General features: G+C 64.1%; 16 protein-coding genes and 1 tRNA gene. 10 read left to right on the forward strand and 7 right to left on the reverse strand.

Annotation, left to right across the window (positions count from 1 at the left end):
- Positions 1-18: 18 nt before the first annotated feature.
- Positions 19-504, forward strand: coding sequence for a GFA family protein (locus VWY60_RS09730; RefSeq protein WP_416540363.1), 486 nt, complete (start codon positions 19-21; stop codon positions 502-504).
- Complete coding sequence (locus VWY60_RS09735) at positions 501-1,055, forward strand: sugar O-acetyltransferase (protein ID WP_416540364.1); 555 nt, start codon at positions 501-503, stop codon at positions 1,053-1,055. The genes VWY60_RS09730 and VWY60_RS09735 overlap by 4 nt, the downstream gene beginning before the upstream one ends.
- A 167-nt stretch (positions 1,056-1,222) precedes the next feature.
- Here VWY60_RS09735 and VWY60_RS09740 read toward each other — a convergent pair whose 3' ends face one another.
- From VWY60_RS09740 to VWY60_RS09750, 3 genes are all read right to left on the reverse strand, one after another.
- A complete protein-coding gene (locus VWY60_RS09740; RefSeq protein ID WP_416540793.1) occupies positions 1,223-3,010 on the reverse strand; it encodes an ABC-F family ATP-binding cassette domain-containing protein in 1,788 nt (595 codons plus the stop codon).
- Positions 3,011-3,075: 65 nt separating this feature from the next.
- The gene (locus VWY60_RS09745) at positions 3,076-3,870 is read right to left on the reverse strand and encodes a GNAT family N-acetyltransferase (protein WP_416540794.1); all 795 of its coding nucleotides are present in this window, start codon (positions 3,868-3,870) and stop codon (positions 3,076-3,078) included.
- 167 nt (positions 3,871-4,037) lie between these two features.
- Entirely contained in the window at positions 4,038-4,505 is a 468-nt protein-coding gene (locus VWY60_RS09750) for an outer membrane protein assembly factor BamE (RefSeq protein ID WP_340545192.1), read from the reverse strand.
- An 87-nt stretch (positions 4,506-4,592) separates the two neighbouring features.
- Here VWY60_RS09750 and VWY60_RS09755 point away from each other — a divergent pair, with 87 nt between their 5' ends.
- From VWY60_RS09755 to VWY60_RS09790, 8 genes are all read left to right on the forward strand, one after another.
- Positions 4,593-5,138: a YceD family protein gene (locus tag VWY60_RS09755; RefSeq protein ID WP_340545191.1), complete on the forward strand. Its 546-nt coding sequence runs from the start codon at positions 4,593-4,595 to the stop codon at positions 5,136-5,138.
- A 219-nt stretch (positions 5,139-5,357) separates the two neighbouring features.
- The gene (gene rpmF / locus VWY60_RS09760) at positions 5,358-5,564 is read left to right on the forward strand and encodes a 50S ribosomal protein L32 (protein WP_014874239.1); all 207 of its coding nucleotides are present in this window, start codon (positions 5,358-5,360) and stop codon (positions 5,562-5,564) included.
- A 40-nt stretch (positions 5,565-5,604) separates the two neighbouring features.
- Positions 5,605-6,729, forward strand: coding sequence for a phosphate acyltransferase PlsX (plsX, locus tag VWY60_RS09765; RefSeq protein WP_416540365.1), 1,125 nt, complete (start codon positions 5,605-5,607; stop codon positions 6,727-6,729).
- Positions 6,730-6,744: 15 nt separating this feature from the next.
- Complete coding sequence (locus tag VWY60_RS09770) at positions 6,745-7,716, forward strand: beta-ketoacyl-ACP synthase III (protein WP_416535889.1); 972 nt, start codon at positions 6,745-6,747, stop codon at positions 7,714-7,716.
- A gap of 119 nt (positions 7,717-7,835) precedes the next feature.
- On the forward strand, positions 7,836-8,138 hold the full coding sequence (ihfA, locus tag VWY60_RS09775) for an integration host factor subunit alpha (protein WP_008207184.1): 303 nt from the start codon (positions 7,836-7,838) through the stop codon (positions 8,136-8,138).
- Positions 8,139-8,167: 29 nt separating this feature from the next.
- Positions 8,168-11,440, forward strand: a complete 3,273-nt coding sequence (locus tag VWY60_RS09780) for a MerR family transcriptional regulator (RefSeq protein WP_416540366.1) — start codon at positions 8,168-8,170, stop codon at positions 11,438-11,440.
- 89 nt (positions 11,441-11,529) lie between these two features.
- Positions 11,530-11,606, forward strand: a tRNA-Pro gene (locus tag VWY60_RS09785).
- Positions 11,607-11,717: 111 nt separating this feature from the next.
- Complete coding sequence (locus VWY60_RS09790) at positions 11,718-12,836, forward strand: 2'-deoxycytidine 5'-triphosphate deaminase (RefSeq protein WP_340545187.1); 1,119 nt, start codon at positions 11,718-11,720, stop codon at positions 12,834-12,836.
- 24 nt (positions 12,837-12,860) lie between these two features.
- Here VWY60_RS09790 and VWY60_RS09795 read toward each other — a convergent pair whose 3' ends face one another.
- The 4 genes from VWY60_RS09795 to nagZ form a co-directional block, all read right to left on the reverse strand.
- Positions 12,861-13,067 (reverse strand): hypothetical protein, encoded by a 207-nt coding sequence (locus VWY60_RS09795; RefSeq protein WP_340545186.1) that lies wholly within the window; start codon positions 13,065-13,067, stop codon positions 12,861-12,863.
- Positions 13,068-13,171: 104 nt separating this feature from the next.
- Positions 13,172-13,834, reverse strand: coding sequence for an SMC-Scp complex subunit ScpB (gene scpB, locus VWY60_RS09800; protein WP_416540367.1), 663 nt, complete (start codon positions 13,832-13,834; stop codon positions 13,172-13,174).
- Positions 13,834-14,625 carry a segregation and condensation protein A gene (locus VWY60_RS09805; RefSeq protein ID WP_416535891.1) on the reverse strand — a complete coding sequence of 264 codons (792 nt, stop codon included), beginning with the start codon at positions 14,623-14,625 and terminating at the stop codon, positions 13,834-13,836. The genes scpB and VWY60_RS09805 overlap by 1 nt, the downstream gene beginning before the upstream one ends.
- Positions 14,618-15,622: a beta-N-acetylhexosaminidase gene (gene nagZ / locus VWY60_RS09810; protein WP_416537754.1), complete on the reverse strand. Its 1,005-nt coding sequence runs from the start codon at positions 15,620-15,622 to the stop codon at positions 14,618-14,620. The genes VWY60_RS09805 and nagZ overlap by 8 nt, the downstream gene beginning before the upstream one ends.
- Positions 15,623-15,759: the final 137 nt, after the last annotated feature.

Genomic DNA, 15,759 nt, shown 5'->3' on the forward strand with positions numbered 1-15,759 from the left:
CCGAGGGGGAGCAGACCCATGACCCAGCCCAACCTGCCGCTGACCGGCGCCTGTCTCTGCGGTGCTGTCCAGCTGCATGTCACCGCCTCCCCCCTGCTGACGCTGGCCTGCCACTGCCGCGATTGTCAGAAACTTGCCGCCAGCGCCTATTCCCTGACCGTCATGTTTCCGGCAGAGGCGGTCACCGTCACGGGAGAGCTGGTGCAGGGTGGAAAACACAGCGAAGAGCGCAAGCATTATTACTGCCCGACCTGCCTCAGCTTTGTCCTCTCCCGCCTGAAGGCGGCACCAGAACGGGTGAACCTGCGCGCCTCTTTGCTGAATGATCTGACTTGGTTCACCCCCTATGTCGAAGTCATGACCGAGGACAAACAGCCCTGGGCGACGGTTCCGGCCGCTCACAGCTATGCCCGCTTCCCCACAACGGCAAAGGAGCTGGCGGATCTGATGGATGATTACGTCAATACCATCGCACCCTCCGCGCCCGGAACGGATCCGGCATGAGCAGATCCGAACGACAAAAGATGCAGGCGGGCGACTGGTACTGTTGCCTAGACAGCGAACTCTCCGCGTTGCGTCATCAGGCCCGTCTGGCGGTGCATCAACACAATCACCGCCCCCCTGACCCCGGCGACAGCCTCAGCCCGTCGCTGGCAGCCCTCTTTGCCGGTCATGGGCAGAATTGCCTGATCGAGGCGCCGTTTCACTGCGCCTACGGGGTCAATATCACCCTCGGGCATCAGGTCTATCTGAACGCGGGCTGCACCATCCTTGATACCGCGCCGGTGTGTATTGGGGACCGCTCCATGCTGGGGCCGAATGTGCAGATCTTCTGCGCCCAGCACCATAAGGATAAAGCCTTGCGCGCCAAGGGGTTGGAAATCGCCCATCCGGTCACGCTGGGGTGCGATGTCTGGATCGGTGGCGGCGCGATCATCCTGCCCGGCGTCAGCATCGGCGATGGCGCCATCGTCGGTGCCGGCGCGGTGGTGACACGAGATGTGGAGGCCGGGGTGATAGTGGTCGGCAATCCGGCGCGGGCGCTTCATCGCTAGCATCCGCAGGGTCAAAACTCGCACCCGTTGCGCAGCAGCCGCGCGCCGCCTTAGGCTTCAATCAGGAAAAATTTATATTTTACAAAAGACTACGGCAGCGTCTTTGACCCAATGTTTCGCGTGCGAAACATTGGGTCAGCCCTGCTTACCGAAAAATCAGAGGGGCTTCAGCCTGCGGATTTCTCTTCCAGCTCCAGCCATTCCTCCTCAGCGGCAGAGAGTTTCTCCTGCCGCTCCACCAGCGCATCGGTGGCCTTCTGGAACTTCACCGGTTCGCGGGTGAACAGCTCGGGATCAGCCATCAGCTGCTGCAATTTGGCGATCTCCGCCTCCAGCCGCTCGATCTCTCCGGGCAGCGCCTCCAGCCGGTGTTTTTCCTTAAAGCTCAGACCATCCTTGGGCTGGGCTTCCTGCTTGGGTTTCGGCTTGCTCGCCTTGGCTTTCTCCGCCTTCTCCGCCGCACCTTCGACCGGGGCACGCTGCGAGAGGTAATCGCTCCAGCCCCCCGCATAGGCCGTGGCGCGCCCGCCGCCTTCCATGGCGATGGTGGTGGTGGCCACGCGGTCCAGAAAATCCCGGTCGTGGCTCACCAGCAGAACCGTGCCATCGTAGCTGTCCAGGAGTTCCTGCAACAGGTCGAGCGTCTCGACATCCAGATCATTGGTCGGTTCGTCCAGCACCAGCAGGTTGCTCTGCCGCGCCATCAGCCGCGCCAGCAAGAGACGCGCCTTCTCGCCGCCGGACAGGGACCGCACCGGCGCGCGGGCCTGCGCCTCGTCGAACAGAAATTCCTTCAGGTAGCCGACCACATGTTTCGGCTGCCCCCGGACCATCACCTGATCCGCCTTGCCAGAAATCCCCAGAAGCGGATCCGAGGTCAGGTTTTCCCAGAGACTGGCATCGCCGTCCAGCTGATCACGGGTCTGATCAAACAGCGCCAGCTCCAGATTGGTGCCCATCTGCACATGGCCTTCATCAGGCTGTTCCAGCCCCAGCAGCATCTTCAGGAGCGTGGTCTTACCTGCCCCATTCGGCCCGACAAAGGCAACGCGATCGCCGCGCTGCACCTTCAGCGAGAAGTCCCGCACAATTGCCTTGTCACCGTAGGATTTCGTCAGCCCTTCGGCCTCGATCACCTTGCGGCCCGATTTCGGGCCCGCGTCCAGCGCCAGCTCAGCCGTGCCCTGACGTTTGATCTGGCTGGACCGCTCAGATTTCAGGTCCTGAAGCGCGCGCACCCGGCCCATATTGCGTTTCCGGCGGGCGGAAATCCCCTCCACCGCCCAACGGCTTTCGGATTTGATCAGCCGGTTCAGCTTATGCCTCTGCTGGTCTTCTTCTTCCCAGATCTTGTCGCGCCAGGCCTCAAAGGCATCAAACCCCTTCTCCTGACGGCGCACCTGCCCCCGGTCCACCCAAAGCGTCGCGCGGGTCAGGGCACGCAGAAACGCCCGGTCGTGCGAAATCAGCACAAAGGCGGCGCGGGTCGATTTCAGCTCATTCTCAAGCCAGGTGATCGCCTCGATATCCAGATGGTTGGTCGGCTCGTCCAAGAGCATCAGATCGGGTGCCTCGGCCATCAGCTTGGCCAGCGCCGCGCGGCGTTTTTCACCGCCGGAGGCCGTCGCCACAGGGCGGGCGGGATCAAACTTCAGCCCCTCGCCTGCCCGCTCCACCTTGTACATCTCGCCCGGATCCAGTTCGGAACTGGCAAAATCGCCCAGCGTGGCAAACCCGGTCATCTGCGGGTCCTGCTCCATATAGCCGACGGATTTGCCCGGCGGCACCACCAGCGAGCCGGTGTCGGCCTCGACCAGACCGGCCATCACCTTCATCAGGGTGGATTTGCCGGAGCCATTGCGCCCGACCAGCGCCACCCGGTCGCCGGGTTGCACCACCAGATCAAGATCCGCGAACACCGGATCGCCCCCAAAGGTGAGGGAGATACCGGACATCTGTAAAAGAGGAATACGTGCCATGTGAGGCTGCTAAACCGGGGCGCGGGGCAGGTCAACGGCTGTCAGCGCACCGGATGGTCAACGCCGGTGACAATGGCGCGCAGCAGACGTTTGCGCGCTGCGGGAATGGTGGCGATTTCCACCGCCGTAAAGAGATGCAGCGTGCCAAGCTCGCGGTCGATCACCGCATGGTCGCTGACCCAGCCGCCCATCATCAGATAGGTGCGCAACAGGGGCGGCATCTGCTGCTGCGCCGCCTTGCCATCCACGGGCGGCAGATCCAGTGCCGCAAGGGGCAGCACCTGCGCCGCCCGCACCCCCACCCCCTGCCCGGTCGGTGCCTGATGACGGGCCAGCAGCAGGGCAAGGGCCTGCCCATAGGGCGCCGGATCAACACCCTGAAAGGACGAGCAGCCAAACAGCAGCTCGACCCCGTGATCATCGACAAACGCTGTCAGCGCCCCCCAGGCAAGCCGCAGGATATCGGCATCCTGCCAATCGGGATGGATGCAGAACCTTCCCAGCTCCAGCAACGGGCCACGACGGGCGGAAAACATATTCAGATCATATCTTTGCGCGGAATAACTCTGGGCGATATATGCGCCATCTGGCAGCAGCAGCAGGCGAAAACAACAGACCAGAACACCGCTGGCCTGATCCTCGATCAGCATATGCTGGCAGCGCAGGTCCAACGGTTCTGCGTCGAGCTTGCTATGGCCGAAACACAGGCTTCGCAGCGCCCGCGCCCGTTGCAGATCGCCGCCATCACCGGCCACCTGCCCGGCGCCATCAATCAGCCGGACCCGATAGCGGCCACGACACAGCAGCGGCCGCGGCGCGACCCTTGCAGGGGACATCTTCACAAGGGGCAACAGATCACGCAACGCAGCTCTTCCAGCGACCACAGGCACCGCAGCCTGAGGCCTGCCTAGCATGGATCACGTATCAGCCAAACGACGAAAGCCACTCCGGATCGGGATGGCTTTCTCAGAATTAGATATGCAGGCCGATCAGACCCGCCGCATCATTCGATCAGCCCACCGGGACCAAAGTTGCCGAGGCTGCCCAGCAGCTGGCGCAGGAAGGTCTTGTCCTGCACGTTAGAGCTGGTCACGCGGCGTTGCAGGGGAATCACCCGGCCCTGCTCCAGACCGTAGCGTTCGATCCCCGTGACCACGCCCTGATCGTTGAAATTGATCGCAACCAGCTCCCGCGAGACCGGCTTGCTGGCCGAGGGTCCGCGGCGGCGCATCAGGGTGGAAACATAGTAGTAGCCGCCATCGGTCAGCACGCCCTCAGCCGCCGGAACCCCAATGGTTTCAGCAACGCTGTCCTTGGTATCAACGCCGACAACCACCTCTGACAGCAGCTCTTCGCTGGGGACATATCCGTGCTTGCGGTACATGGAACAGGCGCCAACCGCGAGCCCCGCTACCAAGAGAACCGTGACCCTTGTCGCCGCCTTCAGCGACCTCATACGTTTGGATGCCATGCTACTCTCTTGCCCCCCGGCTTGAATACGCCTTTGAACCGGATTACCTAAACCAAGCCTCCGGTTCAAGAAACGAAAGTCCCCCAAATGTCTGAGAGCACCGCTTTTCGGGTCGCTGACCTGCCGCAAAACCGCGCAACCTCGTTCGAACTGCGCCCCGACGCCGCTGGTCTGACCGCCCTCGCGCAGGAGCTGGGCGTCGACGATCTGCGCAAACTGCGCTTTGCCGGAGAGATCCGCGCTCTGGGCAAACGTGACTGGGAACTGGTTGCGGATCTGGGCGCCACCGTGGTGCAGCCCTGCGTGGTGACACTGGATCCGGTGACCACCCGCATTGATCAGAAGGTGCGCCGCAGCTTTATCGCCGGGATGGTGCATCCCGACAGCGAGGAAGAGGTGGAGATGCCCGAGGATGACACCAGCGAACCGCTGGGCAGCCATATCTCCCCGCATGAGGTGATGGTCGAAGCGCTGGCGCTGGCGCTGCCGCAATACCCCCGTAAAGACGGCGTCTCGCTCGGAGAATCAGTGCACGCCGAACCGGGTGTTGCCCCGATGCGCGACGAGGACACAAAGCCCTTTGCCGGGCTGGCCGCGCTGCGTGATCAGCTTGACGGCAGCCGCGAAGACTGAAAAGAGAGCGGCCAGACGATTCCGATTGGTGTTCATGCGCTGACCGGCCAAAAAACCACTTGCGCCAGCGTCAATTCGCAGTATTTTCGCGCGCTCATCGGAATTTTGGTTGGACATCGGCAAGGCTGAGGCCTAAACGCACGGCAGACCGATCGAAACATTGAATGTGAAACGCGCCGCGGGGACAGCCCCAAGGCCCCAAGTGACAAAGGTTGAGACATGGCTGTCCAACAGAACAAAGTATCCAAGTCGCGTCGCAACAACCGCCGCGCGCACGATGCACTGGTTGCTGCAAACCCGAACGAATGCGGCAACTGTGGCGAACTGAAGCGTCCGCACCACGTATGCCCCTCCTGCGGCCACTACGACGAGAAAGAAATCGTCGCAGCCGCTGACGAGATCGACATGGACGAAGACGCGGCCTAAGCCGCGTCTGCACCAGACTTAATGTCAGGCAGGCATTTTCATGGCGGGTAAACCCGATCAGATGCAGAAGAATGCCAGCCGCATAGTTATTTCGGTTGACGCCATGGGCGGAGATGCCGGCCCCGCAGTTGTGGTGGCCGGCATTGCCATGTCCGCCGAAAAGAACCCCGATCTGGGGTTCATCCTGCATGGTCCCGAAGAACAGCTGAAGCCGCTGGTCGCCAAGAAGCGTATTCTCGACGGCCGGGTGGAATTCCGCGATGCCCGCGATGTGGTCACCATGGAGGACAAGCCCTCTCAGGTGATGCGCCACGGCAAGGGCACGTCGATGTGGTCGACGCTGGAGTCGGTCAAGGAGGGTGAAGCCGCCGGTGCGGTCTCCTGCGGCAATACCGGCGCGCTGATGGCGCTGTCGATGCTGCGGCTGCGCAAGCTGCCCGGTGTGAATCGCCCGGCCATTGCGATTCTCTGGCCGTCGCGCAATCCGCAGGGCTTCAACGTGATGCTCGATGTTGGCGCCGATGTGCGCGCCGACGCGCAGGATCTGCTGCAATACGCCATGATGGGCACCTCTTATGTGCGCAATTCGATGGACATTCCCCGCCCCCGCGTGGGCCTGCTGAATGTCGGCACCGAAGAGCACAAGGGACATGCCGACCTGAAAGAAGCCTATGGGCTGATCTCGGATCATTCCGAAACCGGGGGGTTTGACTTCGTCGGTTTTGTCGAGGGCAGCGATATCCCCGGCGATGTCGCCGATGTGATCGTCACCGACGGGTTCACCGGCAATGTCGCGATTAAGACCGGCGAGGGCACTGCCAGCCTGATGCGTGTCGCCCTGCGGGAAGCCTTTGAATATTCGTTCCTGTCTAGGATTGCGGCGTTGCTGGCGATGACCTCGCTCAAGCGGCTGTCCAAGCGCATGGACCCGCGCCGGGTCAATGGCGGTGTTTTCCTTGGTCTCAATGGCACCGTGGTGAAATCCCATGGTGGCGCGGATGCCACCGGTGTCTCGGCGGCGGTGAAGCTGGCCTTCCGTCTTGCCCAGCAGGGGTTTGCAGAAAAACTCGCCGCACGGGTTGCATCCTCTGTGGCGCTTACCCAAGATAAACCAGCGCAAATGGACGAGACCAAAACCGACCAGGCGCCCACCAAAAAAGACTAAAAGGCAGGCATCAGAATGACGCGACGCGCAGTAATTGTCGGGACCGGGCATTATCTCCCTGAACGCGTGGTCGAGAACGCGGAATTCGAAGCCACGCTGGATACGTCGGACGAATGGATTCGCAGCCGCTCCGGGATTGAGCGCCGCCATTTCGCCGCCGACGGCGAGACCACCTCCTTCATGGCCACCAAGGCCGCCGAAAAGGCGCTGGGTGATGCCGGGCTGACCGCGGATGATATCGACGCCATCGTGGTGGCCACATCGACCGCCGATCTCACCTTCCCCTCTGCCGCCACCATGGTGCAGGCCCAGCTGGGCATGACCCGTGGCTTTGCCTTTGACGTGCAGGCGGTCTGCGCCGGGTTTGTCTATGCGCTGAGCAACGCCAATGCGCTGGTGGCCTCCGGGCAGGCCGAGAAGGTGCTGGTGATCGGGGCCGAGACCTTCAGCAAGATCATGGACTGGAGCGACCGCTCCACCTGTGTGCTGTTCGGCGATGGTGCCGGTGCGCTGGTTCTGGAGGCGCAGGACGGCGCAGGCACCAGTGCCGACCGTGGTATTCTGGCCACCGACCTCAATTCCGACGGCCGCTACAAGGATCTGCTTTATGTGGACGGCGGCGTTTCCACCCAGAACACCGGCCATCTGCGGATGCAGGGCAATCAGGTGTTCCGCCATGCGGTCGAGAAACTGGCCTCCACTGCCAATACCGCGCTGGAGCGCGCCGGCCTGACCGCCGCCGATGTCGATTGGATCGTGCCCCATCAGGCCAATATCCGCATCATCCAGGGCACCGCCAAGAAGATGGGCCTGCCGATGGAAAAGGTGGTGGTCACCGTGCAAGACCACGGCAATACCTCGGCCGCCTCGATCCCGCTGGCGCTGTCAGTGGGCAAGGAACGCGGCCAGATCAAACAGGGCGATCTGGTCGTCACCGAAGCCATCGGCGGCGGTCTGGCCTGGGGATCGGTTGTCCTGCGCTGGTAAGCGGCAAAGCCAGCCCGAGAAGCGGCGCGATTTTACGGGCGGAACTCCGCGATGCAATTCATTGATATTGACAGGGAAATTCCCCCCGCCCTATGCTTTGCCAAACAGCGGGGATAGTCATGGGCGAAAAAACACTAACACGAATGGATTTGAGTGAAGCGGTCTTCCGCGAGGTTGGCCTGTCGCGCAACGAAAGCGCGCAGCTGGTGGAAAGCATGCTTCAGCATATGTCTGACGCCCTGGTCCGTGGGGAACAGGTCAAAATTTCTTCCTTCGGGACATTCAGCGTGCGCGATAAATCCGCCCGCGTTGGCCGCAACCCGAAGACCGGCGAAGAGGTGCCCATTCAGCCTCGCCGGGTTTTGACCTTTCGACCATCGCATCTGATGAAGGACCGGGTGGCAGACGGGAACCGTAAATAACGGTCAGTAACCACGGGACACACCACGCGATGTCAAAATCACCAGACGCCTTCCGCACCATCAGCGAAGTTGCGGAGTGGCTGGGGATCCAGGCGCATGTCTTGCGTTTCTGGGAAAGCAAATTCACCCAGATCAAACCGGTCAAACGCGCAGGCGGACGCCGGTACTATCGTCCTGCCGATGTGGAATTGATCAGCAGCATCAAGTACTTGCTGCACGACAAGGGGCTGTCCATCAAGGATGTGCAGGCGCTGTTGCGCGAACATGGCCCGGTCCATGTCGCCGCGATGGGCGGTGGCGCCCCGATAGATGCCGACACAGTTGAGGCGGACGCGGTCGAGGCGGACACAATTGAGGCCACGGTCGCAGAGGCGCAGGAGGAACCCGCCAGCGCGGAGCCGTCCGGGGGTGATCTTTTCTCCGACGCCGAGGCGCCCGCGCCAGAGCCTGCAACCGCGCAGACGCCAGAGGCGGCAGCCGCCCCCGCTGTTGAGATGCCTGCTACGGACGTGCCCGCCACTGCGCATGTCACCGCGCCTGTCACCGCGCCTGTCGCCGCCGCTGCGACCGCTCCTGCCGCTGCACCAATGGCCCCTGCCTCCGCCGCGCCTGTTGCGCCCGTAATGCCCGCAGCGCCCACCGCAGGTGGCCCGCCCGCGCCAGTGGTCGGATCCGCAGCAACCTCACCGGTGGATGCCGGTCCGGTTGAGGCTGCCGCCTTCGACGCCGCCGCCGTGGCGCAGCCTTCCGATGCTGGCCCTGTCCCGGCGCAGCCCGAAACCGGCGCTGCCCCCCTGACGCCAGTGCAGCCTCAGGGCGCGGCATCAATGGCCCCACTGGCAGATGTTCCACCCGCCGCAGCTGCACCCGCTCCGACAGCGCCGCTTGCGACGGAGCCTGCCATGGCGCCGATGGATCCGATTGACGCGGCTGTCGCGCAGACCGGTTCGGTCCACCCGCCTGCCGCACCGGTCAGCGAAACCGCCATCCCTGCCGCCGCCGAACCCACCAGCGATCTGCATGTCATGGCCGACGCCCCCGAGAGCGCGCCACAGGCAGATGGTCCTGCGGATGACCTCCCGCCGATGATGGACGCGGCCATGCCGCAGGCACCCGACGTTTCCGTGCCGGCGGATACCGCCGACGCGATCGCAGACCTGCCCCCGGCGGCGCCATCCGATGTTGCAGCGGAGCTGACCCAACCGGGCCTGCCGCTTGGTGAGGAAGAGGATGCGCTGCTGGATGCGCCTGTCGAGGCTGCGGCGGATGCGCCGGAGCAGGAGCAGGCGCAGCTCTGGCCGGAGACGCCGGAGGCGCAAGACCCCGGCACCGTGGAGGTCGCCGAGGCTGCGGCGCTCCCGCCGGTGGCGGCGGAAGGGAACAGGCTTGCCGAACCGTCAGCGGATCCGGCGCTGGAGGCGACAATCGAGATGCCGGTTGCGAGTCCGGTTGAGGGTCCAGCGGACAGCCCGGTTGCCATGGCTCTGGACACAGATGCGGGCGCAGGTGACAGTGCCGCGCCTGCGCCATATGCGCCTGACAGCGCCATGTCTGATAGCGCCATGTCTGACAGCGCCGCGCTGATGGCAGAATCGGGCGAGCCGGTGACAACTGTCGCGCCGGTGGAGCTGATAGCCGAGACTGAGCCAGCGCCGCTCCTCGCACCTGAGCCTGAGGTCGAGCCTGAGCCTGAGCTCATCCCGGAGGTCGTGGAAGAGACTGCGGAAGACGCATCAATCGAGGCCGAGGCGCCGAATCTCTCTCCTTGGGGGGATGAGGAGCTTGCCTCGCCCGAGGTGGAAACGCCGGTTTCCATGGCAATGGCGCCTGCCGCCGATGAGGCCGAGGCCCCTGCCGGTGCTGGCGCGGATGTATTTGCTGCCGACTCTGACGCGCCGATGGCCGAGCCCCCCGCCGAGACGGATACGCAAGATCCCGTGGTGTTTGATCAGGGCGACAGCCCGGCACCCGTGGTTGAGGCGCTGGACAGCGATCCCGCGCTTGGCGATATGCCACCGGACGTGCCTGCGGCGGAGGCCGTGCCAGAGGTCACAGTGCAGCCGCTGGCCGATCCTGAGGCCGATGTCACACAGGAGGCTGCCGAGCCGGTAGCGACAACCGACTTTTTCGCTGGTGGCGATGTGTCAGATGACGCGCTGGCAGATGGCGATCTGATGGCGGGCGAACTGGCGGGCAGCGATCTGCTGACCGACGCAGCGGGTGATCATCTGCCCGACGACAATGAGGCCCCCTCGCCCGAGGATGTGCCGCTGGCCTTTGCCGATGCGGCGGAGACGCCGGACGCTGCCGCGCCTCCGGCTGACGTGCTGGATATGCCTGACCCGGTTGCCGATCGTGCGGAGCTTGAGGCTGTGGCAGCACTGGAGGCGGGGCCGGAAGAGCTGCCAGATCTGGCTGAGGTTGCGGCCAAGGTTGACGTTGCGGCTCCAGTTGCCCTGAAGGATCCGCAGCTGGACGCGAGCATTGTCAGCGATCCGGTCTTGGCTGCGCCTGCGGTTGATGAGGATCTGTTGACCACGCCGGTGCAGGAGGATGCCGCGCTGCCGGAACCTGACCTGCCGGAACCTGACCTTGCGGGACTTGAGGACGCAGGATTTGCGGCTGCCGCGCCGGAGCATCCCGAAGCGGAGGCCACGGAACTGGCCACCGCTGACCCGGTATCCGAAGTGACCGAAGGCGCGGTTGAGCCTATCGTGCCTGAGCCACATGACGAGGATGCGGCTGCGATGCCCGCGGGTGGCTCCGATCTGGCTGCCACGGGCGAGCTGAGCCCGCCGAGCGAATTGACCGCCCCTGTCGAACTGGGCGCGGCAACCGAATTGGCAGAGCCTGAAGAGCTGGTGCAGACCGCGCCGCTCGCAGAGCCTGTGGATGCGGCAACGCCGGACCAGGAGGCGATGGCAGAGGTTACCGAGGTCGCAGAGGTCACGGAGACGGCGCCGGCGCTGGATGAACCGGCAGAGCCTGCCGCGCCGGTTTCCGCCCCGGCAGGGCAGGAATTTGTCGAACCCGATCTCCCCGCAGCCGATGTGGCCGAAGCGGACCTGCCCGCCGCTGATACATCTGCCGCTGACACCCCTTCCGCCGACGATCCCGCCGAGGCTGCGGCGCCGGAGCTTCGACCGCTGGTGATTGATATCCCCGATGAGGCGGAGCCGCGCGCTGCGCAGACCTCCGGCGCGCTGTCGCGGCTTGCGGGGATTGCGCAGCTGCCTGCGGATCATGTCGGACAGGCCCGCGCCTGTGCCGAGGCATTGCGGGCGCATCGGGGCGCTGCCTAGGGTCGCGTCACATTAATCTTGCGGAGGCGGCGAAATAATCTGGTTTTTTCGCTTGCCCCTGCCGGAAAAACGGGTAGAAACCAGCGCAACGGGCTATAGCGCAGCCTGGTAGCGCGTCCGTCTGGGGGACGGAAGGTCGCAGGTTCGAGTCCTGCTAGCCCGACCAAAATACCCCGCCTCGCAAGGGGCTAAAAAACGCCCGCCCCTCTTTGGGGTGGGTGTTTTTGTATCTGCCTTTCGTGCAAGGTATTGATAATAAAGCGTTGGGAGGATCGGGATGACATCAGAACCACGGCTCGTGAGCGGAGCGGCACAGGGCGTGCTGTCGGATCGCCAAATCCGCCAGATGATCACCGAGGCTGCGATTTCCGCTTCTTCTCCGATCCTGAATGACCAGATCCAACCAGCGAGCCTTGATCTGCGGCTGAGCGATTGTGCCTATCGGGTGCGGGCCTCCTTTCTGCCCGGTCTGGGGCGCACGGTCGCCGACCGGCTGGAGGATCTGACCATGCACCGGGTGGCGCTGACCGGTGGTGCGGTGCTGGAAAAAGGCTGCGTCTATGTGGTGCCGCTGATGGAGCGGATCCGTCTGCCCGAGGGAATGACAGCCGCCGCGAGCGCCAAATCCTCCATCGGGCGGCTGGATGTGATGACGCGGGTGATCACCGATCAGGGGGTTGAGTTCGACCGGGTCACCGATGGCTATGACGGGCCGCTTTATGCGGAAATCTGCCCGCAGAGTTTCTCTGTGGTGGTGCAGCCGGGGCAGCTGCTGACGCAAATCATCTTTCGTCAGGGGCGCACATTCCTCAGTGATGCGGAGCTGCGCGCAGTGCATGAGGCGACGCCGATTGTGTCGGGAACACCGGTGATCTCCGACGGTCTGGGCTTCTCCGTCGATCTTCGGCCTGAGCGGGGCGATCTGGTGGGATACCGCGCCAAACATCACACCGGTGTGGTCGATCTGTCAAAGCTCGGCCATTACGATCCGGCGGAGTACTGGGAAGAGGTCCGCACCACCAAGGGGCAGATCATTCTGGATCCCGGTGCGTTCTACATTCTGGTGAGCCGCGAGGCGATTGCCATCCCGCCGGATTATGCTGCCGAAATGGCGCCCTATCTGGCGATGGTGGGCGAATTCCGGGTGCATTACGCGGGCTTCTTTGATCCCGGTTTTGGCTATGCTGCCGCTGGCGGGGCCGGATCGCGTGGCGTTCTGGAAGTGCGCTGCCATGATGCGCCCTTTGTGCTGGAGCACGGGCAGGTCGTGGGGCGGCTGGTCTACGAGAAGATGTCGGAAGTCCCCGAACAGCTCTATGGCGTTGATATCGCATCAAACTATCAGGGTCAGGGGCTGAAGCTATCAAAGCATTTCAAACCCCAAACCAAGGGCTGACGCCCTGACTGGGGGAGCCTGAGCCTAGAACCGTGGGGGTCGGGTATTGCGCCCGGTCAGGCGCGCCTTCTGGGCGGTTGCCTTGTCCTGTGGCAGCGGGCGCGCGGATTTTTCCGTGCCCTGACCCTTGTCGCGCTTGGCGATTGCCCTGATCCCGGCGTTGACGCCTGCATTGACCGCGCGGCCCACAAGACGGCGCAGGATCATGTTGATCAACCGGTCTATGCTCATCTGCGTCACTCCTTGGCCCTGGGGTCTGTTGCACGCGGATCTCACCGCGTGCACCGGCAGTATCGCAGAGGTTTGCGGCCCTTTTGCGGCGCGGCGGCCTGCCCTCAGTCGCCAAAGAGTTCCGGCTGTTCCTCGACCTCGTCGCTGTCGCCGCGCCCGCCCAGAGGCAGGCTGCCTGGTGGCGGGCGGTTTTCCAGCAGACCTGCGGCGCGCAGCTCCTTGAGGCCGGGCAGGTCACGCGCACTTTCCAACCCGAAGTGATCGAGGAACGTGGGCGTCACCACAAAGGTCACCGGGCGGCCCGGTGTCATCTTGCGGCGGCCAAGGCGGATCCAGTCCATTTCCAGAAGCTGGTCGATGGTGCCGCGCGACACCGACACGCCGCGCACCTCTTCGATTTCGGCGCGGGTGACCGGCTGGTGATAGGCAATGATCGCAAGGGTTTCGATGGCCGCGCGTGAGAGTTTGCGGGTTTCGACCGTTTCCTTCTGCATCAGAAAGCCAAGGTCAGAGGCGGTGCGCAGCGCCCAGGCATCGCCGACGCTCACGATATTGACGCCGCGCCCGTCGTAGCGTTTGCGCAGGTGCTCCAGCGCGGTGCCCGGTTCGCAGCCATGCGGCATCCGCGCCTCAAGATCGCGCACCGTCACCGGTTCGGCGCTGGCAAAGAGCACCGCTTCAACCATGCGCTCCTGTTCGGCCATGGGGGGCGCGTCGAAGAGGGTTTGGGTTTCCTCCGCAACAGTGTTCTGGCTGTGGTCGTCCATCAGGTATCCTTGTCACGAATGCGCAGCTGAATGGGCGCATAGGTCTCGCTCTGTCGCAGCTCCAGCCGGCCTTCTTTCACCAATTGCAGCGAGGCGGCAAAGGTGGAGGCGGTGGCGGAGCGGCGTTTCATCGGGTCGGAGTGCCAGCCATCGGGCAGATAGGTCAGCATATCGGTCCAGCTGCCGGTGTAGCCGATCAGGTGGCGCATCCGTTCCAGCGCCGCCTCCATGGTAAAGATCGCCTCGCGGTCCAGCACGAAGGGGCGGAAATCATCGCGGGTGCGGATCCGGGCATAGGCCTGCATCAGGTCCAGGAGATTGGCCGAATAGCTGACGGTGCGGATGCGGGTCACATCCTCACTCTGACCACGGGCAAAGAAGTTGCGGCCCAGCTGATCGCGCGCCATCAGCCGCGCCGCGCTGTCGCGCATGGCCTGAAGCCGCTCCAGCTGGAAGGCCAGATGCGCCGCCAGTTCCTCACCGGAGGGGCCGTCCTCCGTCGGGTCGGGCGGCAGCAGCAGGCGAGATTTCAGATAGGCAAGCCAGGCCGCCATGACCAGATAATCGGCGGCCAGTTCGATACGCAGCTCATGGGCCTTTTCCACGAAACTGAGGTATTGGCGCGCCAGTTCCAGCACCGAAATGCGGCGCAGGTCGACCTTTTGCGTGCGCGAGAGCGACAAGAGCACGTCCAGCGGCCCCTCGTAGCCGTCAACGTCCACGATCAATGCTTCGGCCGCGAGCCGCTCCTCGACGCTGGTCGCGTCGTCGTCAAACAAAGTGTCAGCCATATACCTGTCCGCCCATGAGGGCTGATAGTTCGGCCTCGGCCGCGGTTATGTCAAGCGGGGCCGGAGCGCGGCGAGCGGCCTCGGCCTGTTCGGCGCGGGCCTGTGCAGCCACGCTCATCTGGCCCGAAGCCTCCGCCACGGCGGCGCGCTCATCCAGCGGGGCGTTGCAGAACAGGACCACATCGCAGCCTGCCGCCAGCGTGTCGCGGGCGATATCCTGCGGTGTGCCGCTCAGCGCCTTCATCGAGATGTCATCGCTCATGATCAGCCCGTCAAAACCGATGTCGGTGCGGATCATCTGCATGACGCGGGGCGACAGGGTGGCGGGGCGGCTGTCCAGCGCCTCATAGACCAGATGGGCGGTCATCCCCATCGGCAGGTCATTCAGCGCGGCAAAGGCGGCAAAATCCGAGCCGGTCAGCAGATCCAGCGGCGCGCTGATGCGGGGCAGGTCCTTGTGGCTGTCCAGCGTCGCGCGGCCATGACCGGGGATATGTTTCACCACCGGCACGACGCCGCCATCCAGCAGGCCGTCGGCGGTGGCGCGGGCGCGGCGCACCACCGCCGCCAGATCGCTGCCGTAACAGCGGTTCTGGAGAAACGGGTGGGTATCGGGACCGGCCACATCGGCCAGCGGTGCGCAGTTGCTGTCGATGCCCAGCCCGCGCAGCTCCTCCGCGATCAGGCGGGCGCGCAGATACATGGCGCGATCCGCCCCTGCCCCGGCAGCCGCCGCGTGATCCAGCGCGGGCCGCCACTGGCGTGCCAGCGGCGGGCGCAGGCGCTGCACGCGGCCGCCCTCCTGATCTATGGTGATCAGACAGTTCCGGCCAACCGCCTCGCGCAGTTCATCACAGAGCGCGCGGGTCTGCTCGGCGCTGTCGATATTGCGGGCAAACAGGATGAAGCCAAAGGGATTGGCGCGGGCGAACAGCGCCTTTTCGGCGGCGCTGAGACGCAGACCTTCGGCATCTAGAATTGTGGCTCCGTAACGCATTGCGATCCTCTTGTGCTGGGGCGCTGATACACCAGTGTCGGGGGCGGCGCCATGGCCGGATGGGTCAAACTGGCAGCAGTTTGCCGGATGGAAAACGACAAACGCCCGGCTGGAGCCGGGCGCGGAGGTGTCGGGGG

Origin of the sequence: Phaeobacter sp. JH20_26 (assembly GCF_048056275.1) — a bacterium.
Lineage (GTDB): Bacteria > Pseudomonadota > Alphaproteobacteria > Rhodobacterales > Rhodobacteraceae > Phaeobacter > Phaeobacter bryozoorum.

Excerpts from the sequence above, each read along its gene's own strand:
- nagZ (WP_416537754.1), bottom strand. The coding sequence starts at position 15,622 with ATGCGTTACGGAGCCACAATTCTAGATGCCGAAGGTCTGCGTCTCAGC.
- VWY60_RS09740 (WP_416540793.1), bottom strand. The coding sequence starts at position 3,010 with ATGTCCGGTATCTCCCTCACCTTTGGGGGCGATCCGGTGTTCGCGGAT.
- rpmF (WP_014874239.1), top strand. The coding sequence starts at position 5,358 with ATGGCTGTCCAACAGAACAAAGTATCCAAGTCGCGTCGCAACAACCGC.
- VWY60_RS09730 (WP_416540363.1), top strand. The coding sequence starts at position 19 with ATGACCCAGCCCAACCTGCCGCTGACCGGCGCCTGTCTCTGCGGTGCT.
- VWY60_RS09755 (WP_340545191.1), top strand. The coding sequence starts at position 4,593 with ATGTCTGAGAGCACCGCTTTTCGGGTCGCTGACCTGCCGCAAAACCGC.
- plsX (WP_416540365.1), top strand. The coding sequence starts at position 5,605 with ATGGCGGGTAAACCCGATCAGATGCAGAAGAATGCCAGCCGCATAGTT.
- VWY60_RS09780 (WP_416540366.1), top strand. The coding sequence starts at position 8,168 with ATGTCAAAATCACCAGACGCCTTCCGCACCATCAGCGAAGTTGCGGAG.
- VWY60_RS09735 (WP_416540364.1), top strand. The coding sequence starts at position 501 with ATGAGCAGATCCGAACGACAAAAGATGCAGGCGGGCGACTGGTACTGT.
- VWY60_RS09770 (WP_416535889.1), top strand. The coding sequence starts at position 6,745 with ATGACGCGACGCGCAGTAATTGTCGGGACCGGGCATTATCTCCCTGAA.
- VWY60_RS09750 (WP_340545192.1), bottom strand. The coding sequence starts at position 4,505 with ATGGCATCCAAACGTATGAGGTCGCTGAAGGCGGCGACAAGGGTCACG.
- scpB (WP_416540367.1), bottom strand. The coding sequence starts at position 13,834 with ATGGACGACCACAGCCAGAACACTGTTGCGGAGGAAACCCAAACCCTC.
- VWY60_RS09795 (WP_340545186.1), bottom strand. The coding sequence starts at position 13,067 with ATGAGCATAGACCGGTTGATCAACATGATCCTGCGCCGTCTTGTGGGC.
- VWY60_RS09805 (WP_416535891.1), bottom strand. The coding sequence starts at position 14,625 with ATGGCTGACACTTTGTTTGACGACGACGCGACCAGCGTCGAGGAGCGG.
- VWY60_RS09790 (WP_340545187.1), top strand. The coding sequence starts at position 11,718 with ATGACATCAGAACCACGGCTCGTGAGCGGAGCGGCACAGGGCGTGCTG.
- VWY60_RS09745 (WP_416540794.1), bottom strand. The coding sequence starts at position 3,870 with ATGTCCCCTGCAAGGGTCGCGCCGCGGCCGCTGCTGTGTCGTGGCCGC.
- ihfA (WP_008207184.1), top strand. The coding sequence starts at position 7,836 with ATGGGCGAAAAAACACTAACACGAATGGATTTGAGTGAAGCGGTCTTC.